The organism is Microlunatus speluncae (assembly GCF_009299835.1).
Classification (GTDB): Bacteria; Actinomycetota; Actinomycetes; order Propionibacteriales; family Propionibacteriaceae; genus Microlunatus; species Microlunatus speluncae.
The window spans coordinates 53127-75192 of sequence record NZ_VKCZ01000012.1 but is presented as its reverse complement, the minus strand read 5'-3'; the positions used below and the strand labels follow the sequence as shown (position 1 = coordinate 75192).

Here is a 22066-nt window from a genome sequence, read left to right as displayed (position 1 = left end):
TCACCCGGCCGAACTGGAACAATCGCCGACATGGTGATCCAGCTGCTGGGAATGGCGACCCTGATCGCGATGGCGTTCCTGGTCGCCTACATCGCCCGCCGGGTGCTCGGCGTGCCGATCGGCTGGCCGCGCTCCATCCTGGTCGGGCTGATCATGATCGCCTCGCTCGGCACCACCCTGCCCTGGATCGCCTTCCAGTCAGGGCTGGTCGAGCCGATCGAGGACAACCGGATCCCGGTCGGCCTGTTGTTGATCTTCATCCTGGTGTTGGCCTGGGGCTTCTTCCTGGCCATCGCGGTGCTGGTCGTGGCTGAGTTGATCATCCCGACCGGCACCATCCCGACCCCGTGGCGGGTGCTGCGCAGCACCCGGGAGCGATTCCGACGCTTCCGGCGTTACGTCCAGGTGGTCGCCATCGCGGTCCGGCACGGGCTGGGCGGCTTCCTCAGGCCGCGGGCGAAGGACCGGGTCACCGGCCTGGCGGCGGAGACCCGGACCGCATCGGTCGCCCGGTCGCTGCGGCGGGCCCTGAACGACGCCGGGGTGACCTTCATCAAGATCGGCCAGATGCTGTCGGCCCGGCCCGATCTCGTGCCGGACGTGTTCGTCCGGGAGCTGTCGCAGCTGCAGAGCTCGACCTCGGCCGTGCCCTGGCAGTCGATCAAGCCGGTGATCGAGGCCGGGATCGGCTGCCCGGTCGAGGAGGTGTTCAGCGAGATCGACCCCGACCCGTTGGCCGCGGCTTCGGTGGCGCAGGTGCACACCGCCGTGCTGCTCAGCGGAGAATCGGTCGTGGTCAAGGTGCAGCGGCCCGGCGCGCGGGCGCAGGTGACCGCGGATCTCGACATCGTCGGCCGGCTGGCCGACCGACTGGAGCGCTCGACCGCCTGGGCCCGGGAGCTGGGCGTACGACGACTGGCGGAGGGATTCGCCGCCTCACTGCGGGAGGAGCTGGACTACCGGGTCGAGGCCGACAACATGATCGCGGTCGCGGCCGCCACCCGGGCCGACTCGGAGATCATCATTCCGCGGGTCTATCCCGAATTCTCCGGCGAGACGATCTTGGTACAGGAGCGGCTGGTCGGCACTCCGATCGGCAGCTCCACGGAGACCCTGGCCGCACTGCCAGCAGAGACTCGGACCGAGGCCGCCCAGCGCCTGCTCGGGGCCGTGCTGGACCAGATCATGCTGAGCGGGGTGTTCCACGCCGATCTTCATCCGGGCAACGTGGTGATCGAGCCCGACGGCCGGCTCGGCCTGCTCGACTTCGGCTCGGTCGGCCGGCTCGATGATCATTCCCGGGACGCCCTCGGGCTGCTGCTGCTCGCCGTCGACCGCAACAACAGCATCGCCGCCACCGACGCCCTGGTGGAGATCCTCGAGCGGCCCGAGGAGCCGCTGAACGAGAAGGCGATGGAACGCGAGGTCGGCCAGCTGATCGTCCGCTACCGCTCCGGCACCTCGACCACCGGCGGCATGTTCGGCCACATCTTCGGGCTGGTCCGACGGTACGGCTTCGCCATTCCCGGTCAGGTCGCCGCCGCGTTCCGGGCCCTGGCCGCGTTGGAGGGCACCTGCCGGCTGATCGATCCGAAGCTCGATCTGGTCCAGGTCGCGCGGACCCACGGCGGCGAGATCTTCGCCGCCGCGGCCAATCCGAACGCGCTGCGGGAACAACTGGATTCGGAACTGCTGCACCTGCTGCCGCTGATCCGGCGGTTGCCGCGCCGGGTGAACAAGATCTCCGAGGACCTGGAACGGGGCCGGCTGAGCATCAACCTGCGGCTGCTCAGTGATCAGAGCGACCGGGCCTTCATCCTCGGCGTCGCGCACCAGGTGATCGTCGCCGTGCTCGCCTCGGCCGCCACCCTCGCCGCGATCATCATGATCACCGCCACGGGCGGCCCGACCCTGACCGGCACCTCGATCCAGGTCTTCCCCCTGATCGGCGCCTGCCTCCTCTTCGTCGGCTTCGTCCTCGCCCTCCGCTCCCTGGTCCTCATCTTCCGCCGCGAATGAGCCCAACCCCCGACTTGTCAGACTCTCACCACGTCATAGCGTGGTGAGAGTCTGACAAGTTGGGGGGTTAGACCGGGGGGACGCCGTGGCGGCGGGTGGAGAAGTGGCGGTCCTTGGTGGCGGCGGCGGCGTAGCGGGCGATGAGTTCGCGGCGGACGTCGGCGGGTTGGACGATCTGGTCGATCACCAGTTCGCTGGCCAGGCGGAGGATGTCGATGTCGAGCTCGTATTCGGTACGCAGTTTCGCCACGTAGGCCTCGCGTTCGGCCGCGTCCTCGATCGCGGCGATCTTGTTGGCGTAGACGGCGTTGATCGCAGCCTCCGGGCCCATCACGGCGATCTTGGCGGTCGGCAGGGCCAGGCAGGCGTCGGGGCCGAAGCCGGGGCCGGACATCGCGTACAGCCCGGCGCCGTAGGCCTTGCGGACGATCAGCGACACGGTCGGCACGGTCGCCTCGGCCACGGCGGTGATCATCTTCGCGCCGTGCCGGATGATGCCCTGCCGCTCGACAGCGCTGCCGATCATGAAGCCGGGCACGTCGGCCAGGTAGAGCAGGGGCAGGTTGAACGCGTCGCAGAGCCAGATGAAGCGGGCCGCCTTGTCGGCCGAGTCGACGAACAGCACGCCGCCCTTCACCGCCGGCTGGTTGGCCACGATGCCGATCGGGCGGCCCTCCAGCAGGGCGAAGCCGGTGACCAGCTCCGCCGCGAACAACGGCTTGCATTCGAAGAAAGAGTCGGCGTCGACGATCGCGTCGATCACGTCCCCGATGTCGTAGCCGGTCTGCTCGTCGGCCGGGACCAGGTCGTCGGCGAACTCCCGGCCCGGCTCGGCCCGGTCGTAGGCCGGCGGGTCGAGACGCCAGTTCGACGGCAGATAAGAGAAATACGCCTTCGCCTGCTCGATCGCGTCGGCGTCGTCCTCGGCCAGTTGATCACCGCAGCCGGACACCTCGGCGTGCATCCGGGCGCCGCCCATCTCGGCCAGGCTGACCTTCTCGCCGACCACCATCTCGGCCATCCGGGGCGAGCCGAGATACATCGACGCATTCCGTTCCACCATGATCACGACGTCACAGAAGGACGGGATGTACGCGCCGCCGGCCGCGCTCGGGCCGAACAGGCAACAGATCTGCGGCACCTTGCCGGACAGCGCCACCTGGTTGTGGAAGATCCGGCCCGCCCCGCGGCGACCGGGGAACAGGTCGACCTGGTCGGTGATCCGGGCGCCGGCGGAGTCGATGAACCAGAACACCGGCTGCTCGGTCCGCAGCGCCTCCTCGGTCACCCGGATGATCTTCTCCACCGTACGGGCACCCCAGGAGCCGGCCTTGACACTCGGGTCGTTGGCCACCACCAGCGCCGGCCGGCCGGCGACCAGGCCACGCCCGGTGACCACCCCGTCGGCCGGCAGCCCGACGGCCGCGGCGTTGGCCAGCTGGCCGTCCTCGATGAACGTGCCCTCGTCGAACAGCAACCCGATCCGGTCCCGGACGAACAGTTTCCCTTGCCCGGCGAGCTTCTCGGCGGCCTTGGCGGCGGGCCGCAGGGTCGCCTCGACGGCCGCCTCGAGCTGCTGCCGATGCTCGGCCTCGGACGTCATTCGACCGGCAATCCGAGGCCGCGTGCGATCAACAACCGTTGCACCTCCGAGGTCCCTTCGCCGATCTCCAGGATCTTGGCATCGCGGTAGAACCGCGCCACCGGGTATTCGTTCATGAAGCCGTAGCCGCCGAACACCTGGCCGGCGATCCGGGTCGCGGTCACGGCGGACTCGGTCGCGTAGAGCTTGGCGATCGAGGCCGCCCGCTTGAACTCCTGCCGATCCCGGGCGTTGTGTTGATCATGACCCATCCGATCCCGCAGCGCCGCGGCGGAATAGATCAGCAGCTCGGCCGCGTGCGCCATCACGTCCAGATCGGCGATCTGGAAGGCGATCCCCTGCCGGGCGCCGATCGGTCGGCCGAACGTCTGCCGGGTCTTGGCGTAGTCGACGGCAAGATCACGACAGGCCCGGATGCAGCCCAGGGCCAGCGCGGCGATCGCCACCCGGCCGTCGTCCAAGATCGCCAGGAACTGCTTGTATCCCTGCCCGACCTCGCCGAGCACCTGATCATCGCCGACCCGGACGCCGTCCAGGTTCAACGGGTGGGTGTCCGAGGCGTACCAGCCGAGCTTGTCGTAGGCCGGCTCGACGGTCAGCCCCGGCGTGCCGACCGGGACCAGGAACGCGGTGATCTCGGGCGTGCCGTCGGTGGCCGTCCCGGTCCGCGCGGTGATCGTGATCACCGAGGTGAGCTCCGTGCCCGAGTTGGTGATGAACTGCTTGGCCCCGTTGATCACCCAGCCGTCGTCGACCCGTTCGGCCCGGGTCCGGGTCGCACCGGCATCGGTGCCCGCCTCCGGTTCGGTCAACCCGAACGAGGCCAGGGCACGGCCCGCGATCAGGTCGGGCAGGTGGCGATCGCGCTGCGCGACGGAGCCGAAGGTGGCAATCGGGTTGCTGCCCAGCCCGACCGCGGCCGACAGGGTGATGCCGAGCGACTGGTCGACGTACCCGATCTCCTCGATCGCGATGCACAGGCTGCTGAAGTCGCCGGCGCCGCCGTACTCCTCGGATCCGGCGAGCCCGAACAGACCGAACTCGGCCATCGCCCGGACCGCCTCCAGCGGCAACCGGTGTTCGGCGTTCCACTGCTCCACGTGCGGGGCCAGGCGGCTCCGGGCGAAGTCGGCGACGGCCGCCCGGAAGTCCCGGTGATCGGGGCTCGGCTGATAGCCCGTCGAATGATCAACCGCAGTCATGCCGCATGCTCCACATCCTTGCCTGCGCCCGTCGCGCCAACGTCGATCGTGGGCCGAGCCTACCTCTCGAAACCCTTCCCGACGGCCGATTGCGGACCGCGGGCTAGTCCTCGACCTGCCCGGTCACGTCCCAGAGGTGATGGACCACATCGTGCAGGAAATATTGGCAGAACGTGATCACCGTGAAGTCGGCGCCGTCGGAGCGCCGGCCGGCGCGCTCGTGCTGATCCTCGGCGAGTCCGCGGACCCGGATGACAAAGGATTCGGCGGCCGTGGCGAGCTCGGCGGCGACCCGATCAGGGTCCTGGACCGCGTACTCGCCGGCGATCGCGCTCTCGTTCTGGTCCCAGTTCTCGAATGTCGGATGGTCCTCGACCAACATCAGGGTCAGCCGGGCATCGAACAACTGGTAGACGTCGCGGACGTGCACGCCGTACTCCAACGGGGACCACACGTCCGGCTTCGGACGCAGCCCGACCCCGGCGCTCGCGGTGAGGATCTGCACCCACTCCGCCGCGGCCGCCTCGGCCCGGTCGGCGATCTTCTCGATCGGCACCTCGCCCGCGAACAAGCCGCAATCGGGGCACCGGCGCCGAAGCGTCCAGGTCCAGTCCTTCGTGTCCGGCTGCGGTTCCATGGGTCGAGCCTAATGGGCGCCTGTGTCCTTTTCCGTGTCCGGAAAGGACATCGCCGTGTCGTTTATCCACCGACCCTGTGTAGAAGTTGATCTTTTCGGTGCATAACTCCGCCGCCGGTGTGGATGGCCGCGTGGAAAGATCGATCAGGCAACTTCTGGACGTCCAAAGGGTTGCGAGCCGTTGGCCGCGAGGTGTAGAAACGTTGCTACGTTCGCACCTGAGCGTGAGAACGTGATCGATCGGAATTGCCGGCCGAACAGTGGGCCACTCGAAGTCAGTCCCGCTGCGGCTCCCGGTGACGGGGAGTCGGGCTGCGCGGCTGGTCGGTCGGCCGGAGACGTCACACCACTCTGGCCCGGCGGGCCCCTCGCACTCATACTGCGAGGGGCCCGCCACTCTTTCTGCGGCCGATGATCTGCCACCCTGGACGCATGCAGGTCGATCTGAACTCCGATCTCGGCGAGTCCTTCGGTCGCTGGCAACTCGGCGACGACGAGGCCATGCTGTCGATCATCACCAGCGCCAATCTCGCCTGCGGCTTCCATGCCGGCGACCCGACCACGCTGCACCGGAGCTGTCGCGCGGCGGTCCGGCGGGACGTCCGGATCGGTGCCCAAGTGGGCTATCGCGACCTGGCCGGATTCGGCCGGCGCTTCATCGACGTGGCGCCCGAGGACCTGACCGCCGACGTGCTGTACCAGCTCGGTGCGCTGGACGGCCTGGCTCGTTCGGTCGGCGGCCGGGTGACCTACCTCAAGCCGCACGGTGCCCTGTATCACGCGGTGACCGACGGCCCGGAGCAGGCGACGGCGGTCGTCGACGCCATCGTGGCTTTCGACGATTCCCTTGCGGTGTTGGGATTCCCGGGCTCCGCCCTGCTGGAGATCGCCGCCGCCCGCGGTCTCCGCACGGTCACCGAATACTTCATCGATCGTGGCTACACCGAGGCCGGCCGGCTGATCGATCGCCGCTCCCCCGGCGCGTTGATCACCGACCCGGCGCTGGCCGCCGAGCGTGCCGTCGACGCCGCCCGCCGGTCGATAGCGGACTCGTTCTGCACCCACGGCGACAGTCCCGACGCCGTCGGCATGGCCACGGCCGTCCGCGCCGCGCTGACCGCGGCCGGCGTCCGACTCGTACCGTTCAGTTGATCATGAGCCGACCCATCCTCGAGTACGGTCTCGACGCGATCATGGTCGAGTGCACCGACGGCACCGAAGCCCGAGCCTTGCAGACCACGCTCAGCAACCGGACCGATCCGGAGATCGGCGAACTGGTCCCCGGCGCCCGGACGGTGTTGATCACGCTGACCGGCCCTCCGAGCAGCGGCTTGCTCGACTTCCTCGCCGACGGACCGCTGGACCGACCCCAGGCCCTCGACTCCGGCCCGGTGATCACCATCCCGGTGCACTACGACGGTGATGATCTTGATCGGGTGGCCGAGCTGACCGGCCTCGATCCGGCTGAGGTGATCATGACCCACACCGACCAGCTCTGGACGGTGGCCTTCTGCGGCTTCGCTCCCGGCTTCGGCTATCTGGTCGGCGAACATGATCGACTGAAGGTGCCGCGCCGGCCGCAGCCGCGGACCCGGGTCCCGGCCGGGTCGGTCGCGCTGGCCGACGCCTACTGCGGCATCTATCCGCGCCGGTCGCCGGGCGGCTGGCAGCTGATCGGCCGGACCGAGACCGCGATCTGGGACCAGGGACTCGACCCGCCGGCGCTGCTGCAGCCCGGCTCCCGGGTCCGGTTCGAGGCGATCCGATGATCATCGTCGTCGCCCCCGGACCGCGGGCCCTGCTGCAGGATCTCGGCCGGCCCGGCCAGGCGGCGTTGGGCGTGTCTCGCTCCGGCGCGGCCGATCGGGCGGCGTCCCGGCTGGCCAACCGGCTGATCGGCAACCCGGTCGAGGCGGCGGTGATCGAGACCGTGCTCGGCGGACTGATCGTCGAGGCCGCGGCGCCGCACTGGGTCGCGATCACCGGGGCGGCCCGCCGGGTGATCATCGACGGCCTCGAGCAGAGCAGCCACGCGCCGATCCGGCTGCCCCGCGGCGCCCGGCTCGAGCTGCCCGCCCCCGAAACCGGACTGTGCAGCTATCTGGCGGTGCGCGGCGGGTTCGCCGTCGAGCCCGTGTTGGGCAGCCGCAGCCACGACACCCTGGCCGGCCTCGGACCGGCGCCGCTCAAGGCCGATCAACGGCTCCCGGTGGGCGCTCCGGCCGGTCCCTGGCCGGGAGTGGATCTCGCCTCGCCGAGACCGCGGTCGGGCACGCTGCGGATCGATCCCGGCCCGCGCCGGGACTGGTTCACCGCCGCGGCGTGGGAGTTGCTGATCACGACCGAGTGGCGGGTCGGCACCGCGGTCGACCGGGTCGGCGTCCGGCTCGACGGCCCGGCCCTGCCGCGCTCCCGTACCGACGAACTGCCGTCCGAGGGCCTGATCCGCGGCGCCATCCAGGTGCCGGCCGACGGCCACCCGTTGATCTTCGGCCCGGACCACCCGGTCACCGGCGGCTACCCGGTGATCGCCGTCGTCCGCGGCGCCGACCTCGACGCCACCGCCCAGCTCCGTCCCGGCGACCCCCTCCGACTTGTCAGAACTGAGAAGCCCCCGGGCACAACTCAGTTCTGACAAGTCGGCGGAGGGGTGGGCACCACTAGGATCCGCGAAAGGCATACCTGGGAGGTCGCGTGGCTATCAGCAAGGTGCTTGTCGCCAATCGGGGAGAGATCGCGGTCCGGGTGATCCGGGCGGCGGCGGATGCGGGGCTGGGCAGCGTCGCGGTCTACGCCGACGCCGATGCCGACGGGCTGCCGGCCCGGCTCGCCGACGAGGCGTACGCCCTGCGCGGCGGGACCCCGGCCGAGACCTACCTGGACATCGCCAAGCTGCTCGACGTCGCCGCTCGCAGCGGTGCCGATGCCGTCCACCCCGGTTACGGCTTCCTGGCCGAGAACGCCGATTTTGCCCGCGCCGTCACCGACGCCGGGCTGACCTGGATCGGGCCGCCGCCGGCGGCGATCGAGGCCCTCGGCGACAAGGTGCGGGCCCGGCACATCGCCCAGCGGGTCGGTGCTCCGCTGGTCCCGGGCACGGCCGACCCGGTCGCCGACGCGGCCGAAGCGGAGGCGTTCGCGGCCGAGCACGGGCTGCCGATCGCGATCAAGGCCGCGTTCGGCGGCGGCGGCCGCGGGCTCAAGGTGGCCCGGGAGCTGAGCGAGGTGGCCGAGGCGTTCGAGTCCGCCACCCGGGAGGCCGTTGCGGCGTTCGGTCGCGGCGAGTGCTTCGTCGAGCGCTACCTTGATCGGCCGCGGCACGTCGAGACCCAGTGTCTGGCCGACCGGCACGGCACCGTCGTGGTGATCTCCACCCGGGACTGCTCGTTGCAGCGGCGGCACCAGAAGCTGGTCGAGGAGGCACCGGCGCCGTACCTCTCCGAAGATCAACAAGACATCCTCTACACGGCCTCGAAGGCGATCCTGCGCGAGGCCGGTTACGTCGGCGCCGGCACCTGCGAATTCCTGGTCGGCACCGACGGCACGATCTCCTTCCTCGAGGTGAACACCCGGCTCCAGGTCGAGCATCCGGTGTCGGAGCAGGTGACCGGGCTGGATCTGGTCCGGGAGATGTTCCGGATCGCCGACGGCGAGGCGCTGGGCTACGACGACCCGGTGATCCGCGGGCACGCGATCGAATTCCGGGTCAACGCCGAGGATCCCGGCCGCAACTTCCTACCCGCCCCCGGCACCCTGACCACCTGGCGACCGCCGGCCGGGCCCGGTGTCCGGGTGGACGAGGGCTATCTCACCGGGATGACCGTGCCGGGCAGCTTCGACTCGCTGGTGGCCAAGATCATCGTCACCGGCGCCGACCGGGAGCAGGCGCTGGCTCGCTCCCGGCGGGCCCTGGCCGAGCTGGAGCTCACCGGCATGCCGACGGTGCTGCCGTTCCATCGCGCGGTCCTCGACGATCCCGCCTTCACCGCCGCCGACGGCACGTTCGGCGTGCACACGCGCTGGATCGAGACCGAGTTCGCCGGCGACCTTTCCCCGTACGACAGCGCCACGACCGACCCGGCAGCGGAGCCGGCCGAGCGGACCGCAGTGATCGTGGAGGTGAACGGCAAACGGCTGGAGGTCGTGCTGCCGGCCGGCCTGACCACGACCGGTGCGCCGTCGGCCCGGCCCAACGCCCGGCGACCGGCCCGCCGCGGCGGCACGGCCGCCAAGACCCCGTCCGGCAACGCGCTCACCTCACCGATGCAGGGCACGATCGTGAAGGTCGCGGTCGAGGACGGCGCAACGGTCGAAGCCGGTGACCTGATCGTCGTCCTGGAGGCGATGAAGATGGAACAGCCGCTCACCGCGCACCGATCCGGGACCGTCACCGGCCTCACTGCCGCCGCCGGCGCGACCGTGACCAGCGGCCAGGTGCTCTGCGAGATCGTCGACCCCTGAGCCCCACCTGCCCCAGCCGCCTCCGGTTCATGAAGCTGTGGCCGGCGTCACGGCCGGTACGTTCTTATGGCTTTTTAGGTCCCCGGCGAGTCGCTGCCGCGGATAACGCGGCAGACTGAAGGGCATGGAGTGGCTTGTTCTCTTGATTGTGCTGGGTGTCGTCGGCGGCGGCGCCATGCTGGTCAGCCGTCGTCACGCACGGCAGCGCGAGCAGGCCCAGCAGGCCGAGCTGGAGAGTCAGCTGTCGACCTCCAAGCGCGCCGCTGAGGAGGACGTGACCAAGTTCGGCGAAGAGCTGCAGCGACTGGACACCGATGTCGCCGGCCATCCGCTGGACGAGGCCATGCAACAGGACTATCAGCGGGCCCTGGACGCCTACGACGACGCGAAGATGTCGCTGGACGCGGTGAAGCAGCCGGACGAGATCCGGCACGTCACCGAGATCCTCGAGGACGGGCGGTACGCGATCGCCTGCGTCAAGGCCCGCGTCGCCGGGGAGCCGCTGCCGGCCAAGCGTCCGCCCTGCTTCTTCAACCCGGCCCACGGCCCGTCCAGCCAGGACGTCGAGTGGGCGCCGCCGGGTGGCGCGCCGCGGGCGATCCCGGCCTGCCCGGCAGACGCCGAGCGGGTGCTGGCCGGTGCCGATCCCTACATCCGGACCGTCCAGGTCGGTGCCCAGCGGGTGCCGTACTGGGAAGGCGGCCAGGCGTACGCACCGTGGGCGCAGGGCTACTACAGCAACTGGCGCGGCTCCGACCTGCTGTCCGGCGTGCTGATCGGCAGCTTCCTGTTCGGCGGCATGGGCAACGTCTTCGGCGGCATCGGTGAAGGCATCGGCGGGATCGGCGAGGGCATCGGCGGCATGTTCGAAGGCATCGGCGACGGCATCGGCGAGATCGGCGAAGGCATCGGCGGGATGTTCGACGGCTTCGGCGACTGACCGACGCCCACTGAAGTGGTGCCCGTCTCCCGATCCCCCCGGAGACGGGCATCTTCCAGGTCCGGCTTGCTATCTTCTGGCCATCATGTCCGGTCCGGCGGCACGGCTCCGACGTCTCGGTGACAGGCGCCGGAGGACGGCGCCGTGAGGACAAGGAGAGAGCCGTGAAGTATCTGATCATGCTGTACGGATCGCAGCGCGACTACGACGTGTTGACCGGCAAGGGCGAGGCCGCGTGGACGGCCGAGGACGTGTCCGCCCTGCACGAATTCATGGGTGCCTGGAACAACGCGCTGGTCGAATCCGGCGAGTTCGTCGACGCCAACGGGCTCAGCGCCCCCGTCCACGCCCGCCGGATCAGCATGCGTGACGGCGGGCCGGTGATCACCGACGGTCCCTACGCCGAGACCCAGGAGGTGCTGGCCGGCTACACGATCGTCGACTGTGTCAGCTTCGACCGGGCGACCGAGATCGCGGCGCAGCTGGCCAACACGCCCCATCCGCCCGGCGCCGCCGCCGAGGTGTACGTCGACATCCGCCCGATCGACGACGCCCCACCGACGCCCGACCTCTGATCATCGAGCCTTCATGATCAACCGGGCCACCGAGGACCTGCTGCGCGAGCTCACGCCGCAGGTCCTCGGCGCGCTCGTCCGCCGTTACGGCAACTTCGACAGTTGCGAGGACGCGGTGTCCGAGGCGCTGCTGGCCGCCGCGACCCAGTGGCCGGTCGACGGCCGGCCGGAGCAACCGCGGGCCTGGCTGATCCGGGTCGCCTCGCGCAAACTGATCGATCTGCTGCGCAGCGAGCAGGCGCGGCGACGGCGGGAGGAAACCCTGGCCCAGTGGGAGATCCCGGCCGATCAGGTCGCTCCCGGTGCGGACCGGTCCGGCACCGACGGCGACGATTCGGTGATCTTGCTGTTCCTCTGCTGCCACCCCTCGCTGTCGGAGACGTCGCAGATCGCGCTGACGCTGCGCGCCGTCGGCGGCCTGACCACGGCCGAGATCGCCAGGGCCTTCCTGGTGCCGGAGACGACGATGACGCGGCGGATCAGCCGGGCCAAGCAGACGATCACCGGCAGCGGCGTCCCGTTCGCGCTGCCGCCGCCGGAGCAGCGGACGGAGCGGGCCGGGGCGGTGCGGCATGTGCTCTATCTGATCTTCAACGAGGGGTACGCCAGCACCGCCGGACCGTCGCTGCACCGGCCGGAGCTGGCGACCGAGGCGATCCGGCTGTGCCGGTTGATGCGGCGCGGCACCGACGATCCCGAGGTCGCCGGGCTGCTGGCCCTGATGCTGTTGACGGACGCCCGGCGGGATGCGCGCACCGGCCCGGACGGCGAGTTGATCTCGATGGCCGACCAAGATCGTTCCCGCTGGAACGCCGAGCAGATCGAGGAGGGGGTTTCCTTGATCAGCACCGTGCTCCGCCGCGGCGAACCGGGCCCGTTCCAGCTGCAGGCGGCGATTGCGGCGATCCACGACGAGGCGCCGTCGGCGACGGCGACCGACTGGCCGCAGATCGTCGCGCTCTACCGGCTGCTGCTCGGGCTGTCGGACAATCCGGTGGTCGAGCTGAACCACGCGGTAGCGGTGGCGATGGCCGACGGCCCGCAGGCGGGGCTGGAGTTGATCACCGCGCTGGAAGGGTCCGGCCGGCTCGGCGATGATCATCGGCTGCCGGCGGTACGGGCCCATCTGCTCGAGCTGTCCGGCGACCGGACCCAAGCCCGGACCACCTACCTGCTGGCCGCGGACCGGGCCATCAACCTGGCGCAGCAGCGCTATCTGCGCGACCGGGCCGGCCGGCTGGAGGGGCCTCGATGACGGCGGAACCGAACGAACTGGTCGTGGCGCTGACCACCTGGGCCGAGCAACAGTCGTGGATCGACTGGGTCGAGCTCGGCGGCTCGCTCGGTCGCGGGGCCGGCGACGCCTGGTCCGATCTCGATGCCGGCCTCGGGGTGATCGGTGAGCTCGAGCAGCGACCGGCGGAGGCGATCGCTGCCGCGAGCGAGTTCGCTCCGGTGGCCGGGACGCTGATCCAGTCCTGGCAGACCGGATCGCACTGCATCGTGGCCTATCGGGACGGCCGGCAGCTGTCGCTGGTCGTCGCCCCGGCCGACTTCCGGGCCGGCCGGCCGCCCGAGTCGCGGGTGCTGCTGGACCGATCGGGCCGGCTGGCCGAGGCGCTGCCCGCGGACCGGTGGACACCGGATTCCGCCACCCAGGCCGAGTGGGTGTTCCTGGCCTGGATCGCGGTCGGCGACGCCGCCCGGCATGCCGTTCGTGATCATCGCTGGCGAGCGCTGCGATCGCTCACCGAGGGCCGGGACCTGGTCTGGCAGCTCGCGGCGGCCGACGCCGGGGTCGCGTTCCCGGGCTTCGGCGCGGTCAGCCTGGAGAACGCCGGCCGGCCCGCGCCGCCCGGGCTCGAGGCGACCCATCCGGCTGATCTTGATCCGGACCGGCTGCTGGACGCGGCCGAGGCGCTGGGCCGGGTGCTGGCCGCGCTCCGAGCTGATCATGGCGAGCTGGCCGCGTCGGTGCGCCGGCGGATCAGCGCGATTCGGTCGTCCCGGCGGTCGTCAGCTCCTCGCTGAGCCGGCCGAGCACCTCCGAGGTGCCGTCCTCGATCTTGATCATGGCGAACTCGTCGCCGCGGGTCTCGCCGCGGTTGACGATGATCACCGGCCGGCCGGCCTTCCAGGCATGCCGGACGAAGCGCAGGCCGGACATCACGGTCAGGGACGAGCCGGCGACCAGCAACACCTCGCCCTCGTCGACCAGCGAGTAGGCCGCCGCCACCCGGTCCCGCGGCACACTCTCGCCGAAGAACACCACATCCGGCTTGAGCCGGCCGCCGCAGCGCTCGCAGTCGACCAGCACGAAGTCGTCCCACTCGGCCACCACGGCGTCGCCGTCGGGGCGCAGCTCGGCGTGGTCCAGCTGTTCGGCCGGACCGATCCCCGGGTTCAGCTGCTCCAGTTGATCTTGAACCGTCGCCCGGGAGACCCGGAGACCGCAGTCGAGACAGATCACCTGGTCGATCCGGCCGTGCAGATCGATCACGCGGCTGCTGCCGGCGTCCTCGTGCAGGCCGTCGACGTTCTGGGTGACGACCCCGGCCAGCCCCGCGGCCTCGAGCCGGACCAGCGCCCGGTGACCCGCGTTGGGCCGAGCCACGCCGATCTGCCGCCAGCCCTGGAAGGACCGGGCCCAGTAACGCCGGCGGGCCTCGAGCGACCCGGCGAACTCGCCGTACATCATCGGTGCTGCCGGCCGCGCGTCAGGGCCGCGATAGTCGGGGATGCCGCTGTCGGTCGAGACCCCGGCACCGGTCAACACCACCCAGCGCCGATCCCGCAGCTGGTCGGCGACACGATCGATCAGGCTCACCCAGCCACCGTAGGCGATTGATCAAACCGAGCCGGGCCGGCTCGGTCGCTCAGGCGTGGGTGATCTCCCGGCCGTGCAGGTGCAGCCGGCGGGCAGCTTCGGCGATCGATCCGGAGAGGGACGGATAGACGGTGAAGGACTCGGCCACCTGGTCGACGGTGAGCCGCTCCGCGACCGCGATCGCCAGCGGATAGATCAGCTCGCTGGCCCGGGGCGAGACCACCACGCCGCCGACCACGATCCCGGTCACGGGCAGGCAGAACACCTTGACGAAGCCGTCCCGGATGCCCTGCATCTTGGCCCGGGCGTTGCCCTCCAGCGGCAGCATCACGGTCGCCACCTTCGGCACGGCGGTGTCGGCCTGCTGCTGGTTCATCCCGACGGTGGCGATCTCCGGCGCGGTGAACACGTTGGAGGAGACCACGCTCAGGTCGAGCGGGCTGACCCGGTCACCGAGCGCGTGCCACATCGCGATCCGGCCCTGCATGGCGGCGACCGAGGCCAGCATCAGCACGCCGGTGCAGTCACCGGCCGCGTACACCCCGCGGGCCGAGGTCCGGGAGACGCGGTCGACGGCGACGAAGCCGGCTTCGTTGACCTCGATCCCGGCCTCGGCCAGACCAAGATCATCCGTGTTGGCGATCGAGCCGACGGCCAGCAGGCAGTGCGATCCGGTGACCGTACGGCCATCGGTGAGGGTGACCACGACCTGATCACCGTCGCGGGTCACCGACTCGGCCCGGGACCGGGACAGCACCTCCATCCCGCGCCGGGTGAACACGTCCTCCAGCACCTGAGCCGCGTCCGCGTCCTCGTGCGGCAGCACCCGATCACGGGAGGAGACCAGCACCACCTCGGCGCCCAGCCCGCTGTAGGCGCCGGCGAACTCGGCCCCGGTGACGCCGGACCCGACCACGATCAGTCGCTCCGGCAGCTCGGTCAGCCCGTACACCTGGGTCCAGGTCAGGATCCGCTCGCCGTCCGGTTGCGCGTCCGGCAGCACCCGCGGATGGGCGCCGGTGGCGATCAAGATCACGTCCGCCGGGAAGGTCTGCTCGCCGTCGGCGGTGGTCGCGATCACCCGCTCCGAGCCGTCCAGCCGGCCGCGGCCGGCGACCAGCGTCACCTTCTCCCGGACCAGCCGTTCCGCGACGTCGTCGGACTGCGCCGCCGCCAGCTCGAGCACCCGCCGATTCACGGCCCTCAGGTCGACGCTCAGCCCGTTGGCCGGCGAATCGCCGTCGGCGAACCGGATGCCCAGCTCCGCCGACTCGCTCACCTCGGTCATCACCTCGGCCGTGGCGATCAGGGTCTTGGACGGCACGCAGTCGGTCAGCACCGCCGAGCCGCCGATCCCGTCGGAGTCGATCAGGGTCACCTCGCCGCCCAGTTGGGCGGCGACCAGCGCCGCCTCGTACCCGCCCGGTCCGCCGCCGACGATCACCACTCGCGTCACCACGTCCGACATCCTTTCACGCGAGGTTCCGACGGTCGGGGAGGTCAAACCGATACCCTCTGGGAGTGCTGTATGCGGCCTACGCAAGCAATCTCGATCCGAGCCACATGGCCGTTCGCTGCCCTCACTCGCCTCGGCGCGGCACCGGCTGGCTGTCCGGCTGGCGGATCGCGTTCGGCGGTGACGGTTGGGACGGCCCGCTGCCGACGCTGGCCGAGGACGCGGACTCGCAGGTCTTCGTCGCCCTCTACGACCTGACGCCGGCGGACGAGGACTCGCTGGACACGTGGGAGAGCGCCGACTCCGGCCTCTACCGCAAGGTGAAGCTGAGCGTGACGATCCGCGACAACCTCGAGCGCGCCTGGGTCTATGTGCTGAACGATTTCGAGGGCGGGCTGCCGAGCGCCCGGACCGTCGGCCTGATCGCCGACTCCGCCGAGTCGGCCGGAGCGCCGGAGGACTATGTGGCCTCGCTCCGGCTGCGCCCCTGCAGCAGCGGCTGAGTCTGCTGAATCGGACCAGCAAGATCATCGACCGGCTGCGGGCTGCCGGGTGTGTCTTCGCCGAGGAGGAGGCCGAGCTGCTGCTGGCCGAGGCGACCGATGCCGCCGGCCTGGAGCGGATGATCACCCGGCGGGTCTCCGGCGATCCGTTGGAGTACGTGCTCGGCTGGGCCGAGTTCCGCGGCTTGCGGATCGCGGTCGAGCCGACCGTGTTCGTACCGCGGACCCGGAGTGGGCTGCTGGTCGAGCAGGCCGCGGTCGGCCTCGGGCCCGGGGCGGTCGCGATCGATCTCTGCTGCGGCAGCGGAGCGATCGGCGCGGCGCTCGCCGCCACCGTCGATGATCTTGAGCTGTACGCCACCGAGCTCGACCCGGCCGCCGTCCGGTGTGCCCGGCGCAATCTCACCGGTCCGCGGCAGACCGTGCTCGCCGGTGATCTTTTCGATCCGCTGCCGGACCGGCTGCGCGGCCGGGTCGACGTGATCGTGGCCAACCTGCCGTACGTGCCGACGGAGCAGATCGCGCTGATGCCCCGGGAGGCCCGGGAGCACGAGGCCCGGATCGCCCTGGACGGCGGGCCGGACGGGCTCGACCTGCAACGCCGGGCCGCCGCGGCCGCTCCGGGCTGGCTGCGTCCGGGCGGCCGGATCTTGATCGAGACCGGTCGACGCCAGGCGCCGTACACCGCGGAAATCCTGGCCCGGAACGGATTCCGGACCATGATCAGCACCGACGACGAGATCGACGGCACCGCCGTGATCGGCATCCACCCCGATGTTCAGCGGGACACACGGTAGACGCAACCGGGCCACCGGCACGGCCGACGCCCTTATAGTGCGCAGGTGACCATCGAGGATCCCCGGGAGCTGGCCGTCCACGCCGCTGAGGCGCTCCGCCGCGACCTGACCATCGACAAGATCGACCTCGCGCTGGTGCTCGGGTCGGGCTGGTCGGCCGCGGCGGACGAGATCGGCGAGCCGCTCGGCGAGCTGCCGCTGGCCGACCTGCCCGGCTTCAGCGCGCCCGTGGTCGCCGGGCACGGTGGGGCGCTGCGGCTGTTCCGCACGCCGGGCGGCAAGACGGCGGCCGTGTTCACCGGCCGCACCCACTACTACGAGGGACGCGGTACGGCAGCGGTCGTGCACGGGGTCCGGACCGCGGCGGCGGCCGGCGCGACGACCCTGGTGCTGACCAACGGCTGCGGCGGGCTGAACCCCGACTGGGGGCCGGGCACGCCGGTGCTGATCCGCGATCATCTGAACCTGACCGGCGCCACCCCACTGGCGGGTGCGACGTTCATCGACCTGACCGAGGCCTATTCGAAGCGGCTGCGGGAGCTCGCCCGGCGGGTCGACCCGACCCTGGCCGAGGGTGTCTACGTCCAGTTCCGCGGGCCGCAGTACGAGACGCCGGCCGAGGTCAGGATGGCCGGGATCCTCGGCGGCGATCTCGTCGGCATGTCGACGACCCTGGAGACCATCGCGGCGCGGGAGGCCGGGCTCGAGGTGCTCGGCATCTCCCTGGTCACCAACCTCGCGGCCGGGATCTCCCCCACCCCGCTGGACCATGCCGAGGTGATCGCGGCCGGTCGCGCGGCGGAACCGCGATTGCGCTCGCTGCTCGGCGGACTGGCGGCCGTGCTGTGACCGCGCCGCCGGTGATCGATCCCGAGCTGCGGCAGCAGCTGGACGCGTGGCGCGCGCAGGATCCGGATCCGGTGACCGCGCTGGCCCTGGACGACTTGATCATCAAGGCGGAGGCGGGCGACGCCGCGGCGCTGGCGGAGCTGGTCGACGCCTTCGCCGGGCGGCTGGAGTTCGGCACCGCCGGGCTGCGCGGTGCGCTCGGTCCCGGCCCGAACCGGATGAACCGGGTGGTGGTCGGCCACGCGGCGGCCGGGCTGGCGGCCTACCTGACCGACGAGGGCCGGGCCGGTGGCCGGGTGATCATCGGCTACGACGCCCGCTACAACTCCGACGTGTTCGCGCGCGACTCGGCGGAGATCATCGCGGCGGCCGGCTTCGAGGTGGTGATCACCCGGGAGCCGACTCCGACTCCCGTGGTGGCGTTCGGGATCCGGCATTTCGACTGCGTCGCCGGCGTCGTGGTGACCGCCTCGCACAACCCGCCGAACGACAACGGTTACAAGGTCTATCTGGGCGACGGTTCGCAGATCATCCCGCCGGCCGACACCGAGATCGCGGAACGGATCGGCTGGATGAGCCGGCACCCGGTCGGTGATCTTGCCCGGTCGACCGATTTCACGGTGCTCGGCGAGGAGTTGATCACCGCCTACCTTGATCGGTTGGGCACGTTGGTCGACCCGGCGGCGCCGCGCGAGCTGTCCTGGGTCTACACCCCAATGCACGGCGTCGGAGGCGCGATCGTCCAGCAGGCCTGGCAACGGACGGGATTCCCGCCCGCGGTGGTGGTCGCCGAGCAGGAGCGGCCGGATCCCGCCTTCCCGACCGTCTCGTTCCCCAATCCGGAGGAGCCCGGGGCGCTCGACCGGGCGGTGGCGAATGCGACCGAGACCGGCGCGGAGTTGATCATCGCCAACGACCCGGACGCCGACCGTTGCGCCGTCGCGATCCCCGATGACGACGGCTGGCGTACCCTCTCCGGCGACGAGCTCGGCGCGATCCTCGGCGACGACGCCTTGCGCCGCGGCGTGCGCGGCACGTACGCCTGCTCGATCGTCTCCAGTTCGCTGTTGTCGGCGATGGCCGCCGCGTATGGCCAGCCGTTCGTCGCCACCCTGACCGGGTTCAAGTGGATCGGCCGGGTGACGAGCCTGGCCTTCGGCTACGAGGAGGCGATCGGCTACTGCTGCGATCCCGACGCCGTGCCTGACAAGGACGGCATCTCGGCCTTGATCAAGATCTTGACGATCGCGGCCGGGCTGAAGGCCGAGGGGCTGACGATGGCCGACCGGCTGGACGAGATCGCCCGGCACTACGGCGTGCACCAGACCCGCCCGCTGACCTTCCGGGTCTCCGACCTGTCCTTGATCACCGACGCGATGGCCCGGCTGCGCGCGGCCCGGCCGAGTCGGCTGGCCGGCGAACCGGTCACCTTCCTCGATCTGGCCGAACCGACCGAGAAGCTGCCGGCCACCGACGGGGTCCGGCTGTGCGGCGACTCGATCAAGGTCGTGGTCCGCCCGTCCGGCACCGAACCGAAACTCAAGTGCTACCTCGAGGTCCGGATCCCACCCGCCGAGAGCCAGGACCTGGCCGCCGCCAGATCCCGCGCCGACCGAACCCTGGACCAGGTCGGCCTCGACCTCACCACCACCCTCAACCTCTGACCTCCCCGCCCAACTACCCCGACTTGTCAGAACTAGGGGACGCCAGGGCGTGCCCTAGTTCTGACAAGTCGGGGTTTCAGGCGGCGGTGGAGCGGCGGTGGGCGGTTGGGCTGAGGCCGCGGAGGCGTTTGAAGGCGACCGAGAGGGCGAAGGCGTTGGCGTAGCCGACGCGGCGGGCGATCGCCTCGACGGTGTGGTCGGTCATCCGCAGCAGGTCGGCCGCGAGGGTGATCCGCCAACCGGTCAGGTACGCCATCGGCGCCTCGCCGACCAGGGCGGTGAACCGGCGGGACAGGCTGGCCCGGGAGACGTCGGTGCGGGCGGCCAATTCGACCAGATTCCACGGATGCGCGGGCTCATCGTGCAGCAGCCGGAGGGCGTGCCCGACGACGGGATCGGCCTGCGCCCGATACCACCCCGGCGCCTCCGATTCCGGCCGGGCGAACCAGGCCCGCAGCGTGGTGATCAACGCCAGGTCGAGCCAGCGGTCGAGCACGCTCTGCTGGCCCGGTTCGTCGCGTTGGATCTCGCCCAGCACCAGGTCCATCACATGACCGGAGACCTCGGCGGCCGGCACCACCAGCACCGGCGGCAGCGCGGAGATCAGCCGCTGGCTGACGTCGCCCTCGAGTTGGTAGGTGCCGCTGACCGCCATCGCCTCGCCGTCGGGCCGGCCGCCGTAGGTCCGCACCCCGAGCCGGGCGCTGTAGTCGACCGGCGCACCGGGCAGCGGCTCGCAGACCCCGCCCGGATGGATCCGCAACTGCGGCGCGGTCTGGGGATCGTCGCCGACGACGTAGGGATCCGGGCCGAGCACGATGGCGACGTCGCCCTGCTCCATCCGGACCGGCGGCTCGCCGGCGCGAACGATCCAGGCCGAGCCGCGAACCAGCGTCGAGAGCGAGAGCGGCGCCCGATCGACGATGTCCAGGGCCCACGGCGGGTCCATGATCGTCAGATTGAACACCCCGCCGCGGGCCTTGGTGCCGGCCAGCAGATCATCGAGCACATCCATGACGCGAGCATAGCTGAGACTCTCAGACATGGAAATGCCTCAGACAACCATGGTTTGTCTCACCATTTCGCGGTGAGCTTGAGCCATGACAACGACACCGATCCTCCTTCTCGGCGGTCTGGGCAAGACCGGACGGCACGTCGCCGACCGGCTGCGGGACCACGGCGTGCCGGTCCGGCTGGCCTCGCGGTCGAGCGAGCAACGATTCGATTGGTACGACGACAACACCTGGGCCGCCGCCACCGGCCTCGACACGGCATACCTGGCTCCGCCGTACGACCCGGCGGGACTGGAGCGGGCCGGCCAGTTCATCAAGCAGGCCGCGGCCGGCGGGCTGCGCCGGGTCGTCCTGCTCTCCGGCCGCGGAGTCGGCGGCCCGGGCCGCGAGTTCGAGGTCTACTACGGCCAGCTCGCGCTGGAGCAGGCGGTCCAGGACAGCGGCGTCGACTGGACCATCGTCCGGCCGTCCTGGTTCATGCAGAACTTCAGCGAGGACCTGCTGCTGCATGATCAGATCGTGGCCGGCGAGCTCCGCTGGTCGACCGGCGACGGCGCCGAGCCGTGGATCGACACCGAGGATGTCGCCGAGGTGATGATCAACGCACTGCTGGACCCCCGGCACACCGGCCAGATCTATTCACTGTCCGGTCCGCGCCCGCTGACCCTGACCGAGGTGGTGGCCGAACTGGCCGCCGCGACCGGGCGACCGGTCCGCTACACGGCCCTCGAACCCGAAGATCATGTCGCCGAGCTGATCCGGCTGGGTGCCTCCCGAGAGGAGGCCGAGGCCCTGCGCGACCTGCTCGCGGTGATCCGGCTGCACCGCTCGGAGTACGTCTCCGACGGCGTCCAACAGGTGCTCGGACGAGCCCCGCGCGACTTCACCGACTGGGCTCGCCGCACCGCCCGCGCCGGGGTGTGGTCGGCATGACCGCCACCAAGATCCTCACCCTGATCACCCTGACCGGGATCGCGCTGATGGCCGGGCTCTTCTTCGGCTACGGCAACTCGGTGATGCCCAGCCTGGAACAGCTGCCCGCCGGCCAGGGCGCCGCGGCGATGAACCTGATGAACGTCGCGATCTACAACCCGCTGTTCCTGATGATCTTCACCGTCACCGGCCTGGCTTGCCTGCCGCTGATCCTGCTCGGCTTCGTCCAGCGCCACCCGGGTCGGTGGTGGCTGTTGGCCGGATCCCTGCTCTACTTCGTCGCCGGCATGATCACCATGAGCATCAATGTGCCGCTCAATGATCAACTCGCCACCCTCGATCCCTACTCACCCGAGGGCCTGGCCGAGTGGACCAGCTTCGCCGGCGCCTGGTCCACGGCGAACAACCTGCGAGCGATCGCCTGCACCCTGTCGGTGATCACCCTCGGCGTGGCGCTGGCCAGCAGCACCAGGCCGCGACCGGTCGGCCCGCTGCCGGCGAATCCGTACCAATATCCGGGGACCGTGCCACCTCGGTGATCAACCGCAGGGAATCCGATCGGTGGATATGTTTGCACGCACCCATAT

At 70.7% G+C, this 22066-nt stretch carries 21 protein-coding genes; 15 read left to right on the top strand and 6 right to left on the bottom strand.

Annotation, left to right across the window (positions count from 1 at the left end):
• Positions 1–30 precede the first annotated feature (30 nt).
• A complete protein-coding gene (locus tag FNH24_RS15660) occupies positions 31–2019 on the top strand; it encodes an ABC1 kinase family protein (RefSeq protein WP_217428251.1) in 1989 nt (662 codons plus the stop codon).
• 67 nt (positions 2020–2086) lie between these two features.
• Here FNH24_RS15660 and FNH24_RS15655 read toward each other — a convergent pair whose 3' ends face one another.
• The 3 genes from FNH24_RS15655 to FNH24_RS15645 all read right to left on the bottom strand — a co-directional run bounded on the left by FNH24_RS15655 (position 2087) and on the right by FNH24_RS15645 (position 5461).
• Positions 2087–3622, bottom strand: coding sequence for an acyl-CoA carboxylase subunit beta (locus tag FNH24_RS15655; protein WP_152363143.1), 1536 nt, complete (start codon positions 3620–3622; stop codon positions 2087–2089).
• Complete coding sequence (locus FNH24_RS15650) at positions 3619–4824, bottom strand: acyl-CoA dehydrogenase family protein (RefSeq protein WP_152363142.1); 1206 nt, start codon at positions 4822–4824, stop codon at positions 3619–3621. Before FNH24_RS15650 ends, FNH24_RS15655 begins: the two co-directional genes overlap by 4 nt.
• Positions 4825–4927: 103 nt before the next feature.
• Positions 4928–5461, bottom strand: a complete 534-nt coding sequence (locus FNH24_RS15645; RefSeq protein ID WP_152363141.1) for a DinB family protein — start codon at positions 5459–5461, stop codon at positions 4928–4930.
• Between the two features lie 432 nt (positions 5462–5893).
• Here FNH24_RS15645 and FNH24_RS15640 point away from each other — a divergent pair, with 432 nt between their 5' ends.
• The 8 genes from FNH24_RS15640 to FNH24_RS15605 all read left to right on the top strand — a co-directional run bounded on the left by FNH24_RS15640 (position 5894) and on the right by FNH24_RS15605 (position 13468).
• Entirely contained in the window at positions 5894–6613 is a 720-nt protein-coding gene (locus tag FNH24_RS15640; protein ID WP_152363140.1) for a LamB/YcsF family protein, read from the top strand.
• 2 nt (positions 6614–6615) lie between these two features.
• The gene (locus tag FNH24_RS15635; protein WP_152363139.1) at positions 6616–7230 is read left to right on the top strand and encodes a 5-oxoprolinase subunit B family protein; all 615 of its coding nucleotides are present in this window, start codon (positions 6616–6618) and stop codon (positions 7228–7230) included.
• Positions 7227–8096 (top strand): 5-oxoprolinase subunit C family protein, encoded by an 870-nt coding sequence (locus FNH24_RS15630; RefSeq protein WP_152363138.1) that lies wholly within the window; start codon positions 7227–7229, stop codon positions 8094–8096. Before FNH24_RS15635 ends, FNH24_RS15630 begins: the two co-directional genes overlap by 4 nt.
• Positions 8097–8155: 59 nt before the next feature.
• Complete coding sequence (locus FNH24_RS15625) at positions 8156–9922, top strand: acetyl/propionyl/methylcrotonyl-CoA carboxylase subunit alpha (RefSeq protein ID WP_217428250.1); 1767 nt, start codon at positions 8156–8158, stop codon at positions 9920–9922.
• 124 nt (positions 9923–10046) lie between these two features.
• Positions 10047–10862, top strand: coding sequence for a hypothetical protein (locus FNH24_RS15620; RefSeq protein ID WP_152363137.1), 816 nt, complete (start codon positions 10047–10049; stop codon positions 10860–10862).
• A gap of 164 nt (positions 10863–11026) precedes the next feature.
• On the top strand, positions 11027–11437 hold the full coding sequence (locus tag FNH24_RS15615; protein WP_152363136.1) for a YciI family protein: 411 nt from the start codon (positions 11027–11029) through the stop codon (positions 11435–11437).
• A gap of 13 nt (positions 11438–11450) precedes the next feature.
• A complete protein-coding gene (locus FNH24_RS15610; protein WP_152363135.1) occupies positions 11451–12692 on the top strand; it encodes an RNA polymerase sigma factor in 1242 nt (413 codons plus the stop codon).
• On the top strand, positions 12689–13468 hold the full coding sequence (locus FNH24_RS15605) for a hypothetical protein (RefSeq protein WP_152363134.1): 780 nt from the start codon (positions 12689–12691) through the stop codon (positions 13466–13468). The genes FNH24_RS15610 and FNH24_RS15605 overlap by 4 nt, the downstream gene beginning before the upstream one ends.
• Here FNH24_RS15605 and FNH24_RS15600 read toward each other — a convergent pair.
• Together FNH24_RS15600 and FNH24_RS15595 are read right to left on the bottom strand one after the other, a co-directional pair.
• The gene (locus tag FNH24_RS15600) at positions 13425–14264 is read right to left on the bottom strand and encodes an NAD-dependent protein deacetylase (RefSeq protein ID WP_246186918.1); all 840 of its coding nucleotides are present in this window, start codon (positions 14262–14264) and stop codon (positions 13425–13427) included. The genes FNH24_RS15605 and FNH24_RS15600 overlap by 44 nt on opposite strands.
• A gap of 49 nt (positions 14265–14313) precedes the next feature.
• On the bottom strand, positions 14314–15720 hold the full coding sequence (locus FNH24_RS15595; RefSeq protein WP_217428264.1) for an NAD(P)H-quinone dehydrogenase: 1407 nt from the start codon (positions 15718–15720) through the stop codon (positions 14314–14316).
• 65 nt (positions 15721–15785) lie between these two features.
• Here FNH24_RS15595 and FNH24_RS15590 point away from each other — a divergent pair, with 65 nt between their 5' ends.
• The 4 genes from FNH24_RS15590 to FNH24_RS15575 are packed head-to-tail and all read left to right on the top strand — an operon-like array spanning position 15786 to position 19533.
• A complete protein-coding gene (locus FNH24_RS15590) occupies positions 15786–16223 on the top strand; it encodes a gamma-glutamylcyclotransferase family protein (protein ID WP_246186917.1) in 438 nt (145 codons plus the stop codon).
• A complete protein-coding gene (locus FNH24_RS15585) occupies positions 16208–17020 on the top strand; it encodes a putative protein N(5)-glutamine methyltransferase (protein WP_281351037.1) in 813 nt (270 codons plus the stop codon). Before FNH24_RS15590 ends, FNH24_RS15585 begins: the two co-directional genes overlap by 16 nt.
• 45 nt (positions 17021–17065) lie before the next feature.
• Positions 17066–17869, top strand: coding sequence for a purine-nucleoside phosphorylase (locus FNH24_RS15580; RefSeq protein ID WP_152363132.1), 804 nt, complete (start codon positions 17066–17068; stop codon positions 17867–17869).
• The gene (locus tag FNH24_RS15575; RefSeq protein ID WP_246186916.1) at positions 17866–19533 is read left to right on the top strand and encodes a phospho-sugar mutase; all 1668 of its coding nucleotides are present in this window, start codon (positions 17866–17868) and stop codon (positions 19531–19533) included. Before FNH24_RS15580 ends, FNH24_RS15575 begins: the two co-directional genes overlap by 4 nt.
• A gap of 76 nt (positions 19534–19609) precedes the next feature.
• On the opposite strand, the gene FNH24_RS15570 is transcribed toward FNH24_RS15575, so the two are convergent.
• Positions 19610–20548, bottom strand: a complete 939-nt coding sequence (locus FNH24_RS15570; RefSeq protein WP_152363131.1) for an AraC family transcriptional regulator — start codon at positions 20546–20548, stop codon at positions 19610–19612.
• Between the two features lie 85 nt (positions 20549–20633).
• Here FNH24_RS15570 and FNH24_RS15565 point away from each other — a divergent pair, with 85 nt between their 5' ends.
• Positions 20634–21479: an NAD(P)H-binding protein gene (locus FNH24_RS15565; protein ID WP_152363130.1), complete on the top strand. Its 846-nt coding sequence runs from the start codon at positions 20634–20636 to the stop codon at positions 21477–21479.
• Positions 21476–22018 carry an anthrone oxygenase family protein gene (locus FNH24_RS15560; protein ID WP_152363129.1) on the top strand — a complete coding sequence of 181 codons (543 nt, stop codon included), beginning with the start codon at positions 21476–21478 and terminating at the stop codon, positions 22016–22018. The genes FNH24_RS15565 and FNH24_RS15560 overlap by 4 nt, the downstream gene beginning before the upstream one ends.
• The last annotated feature ends 48 nt before the right edge of the window (positions 22019–22066 follow it).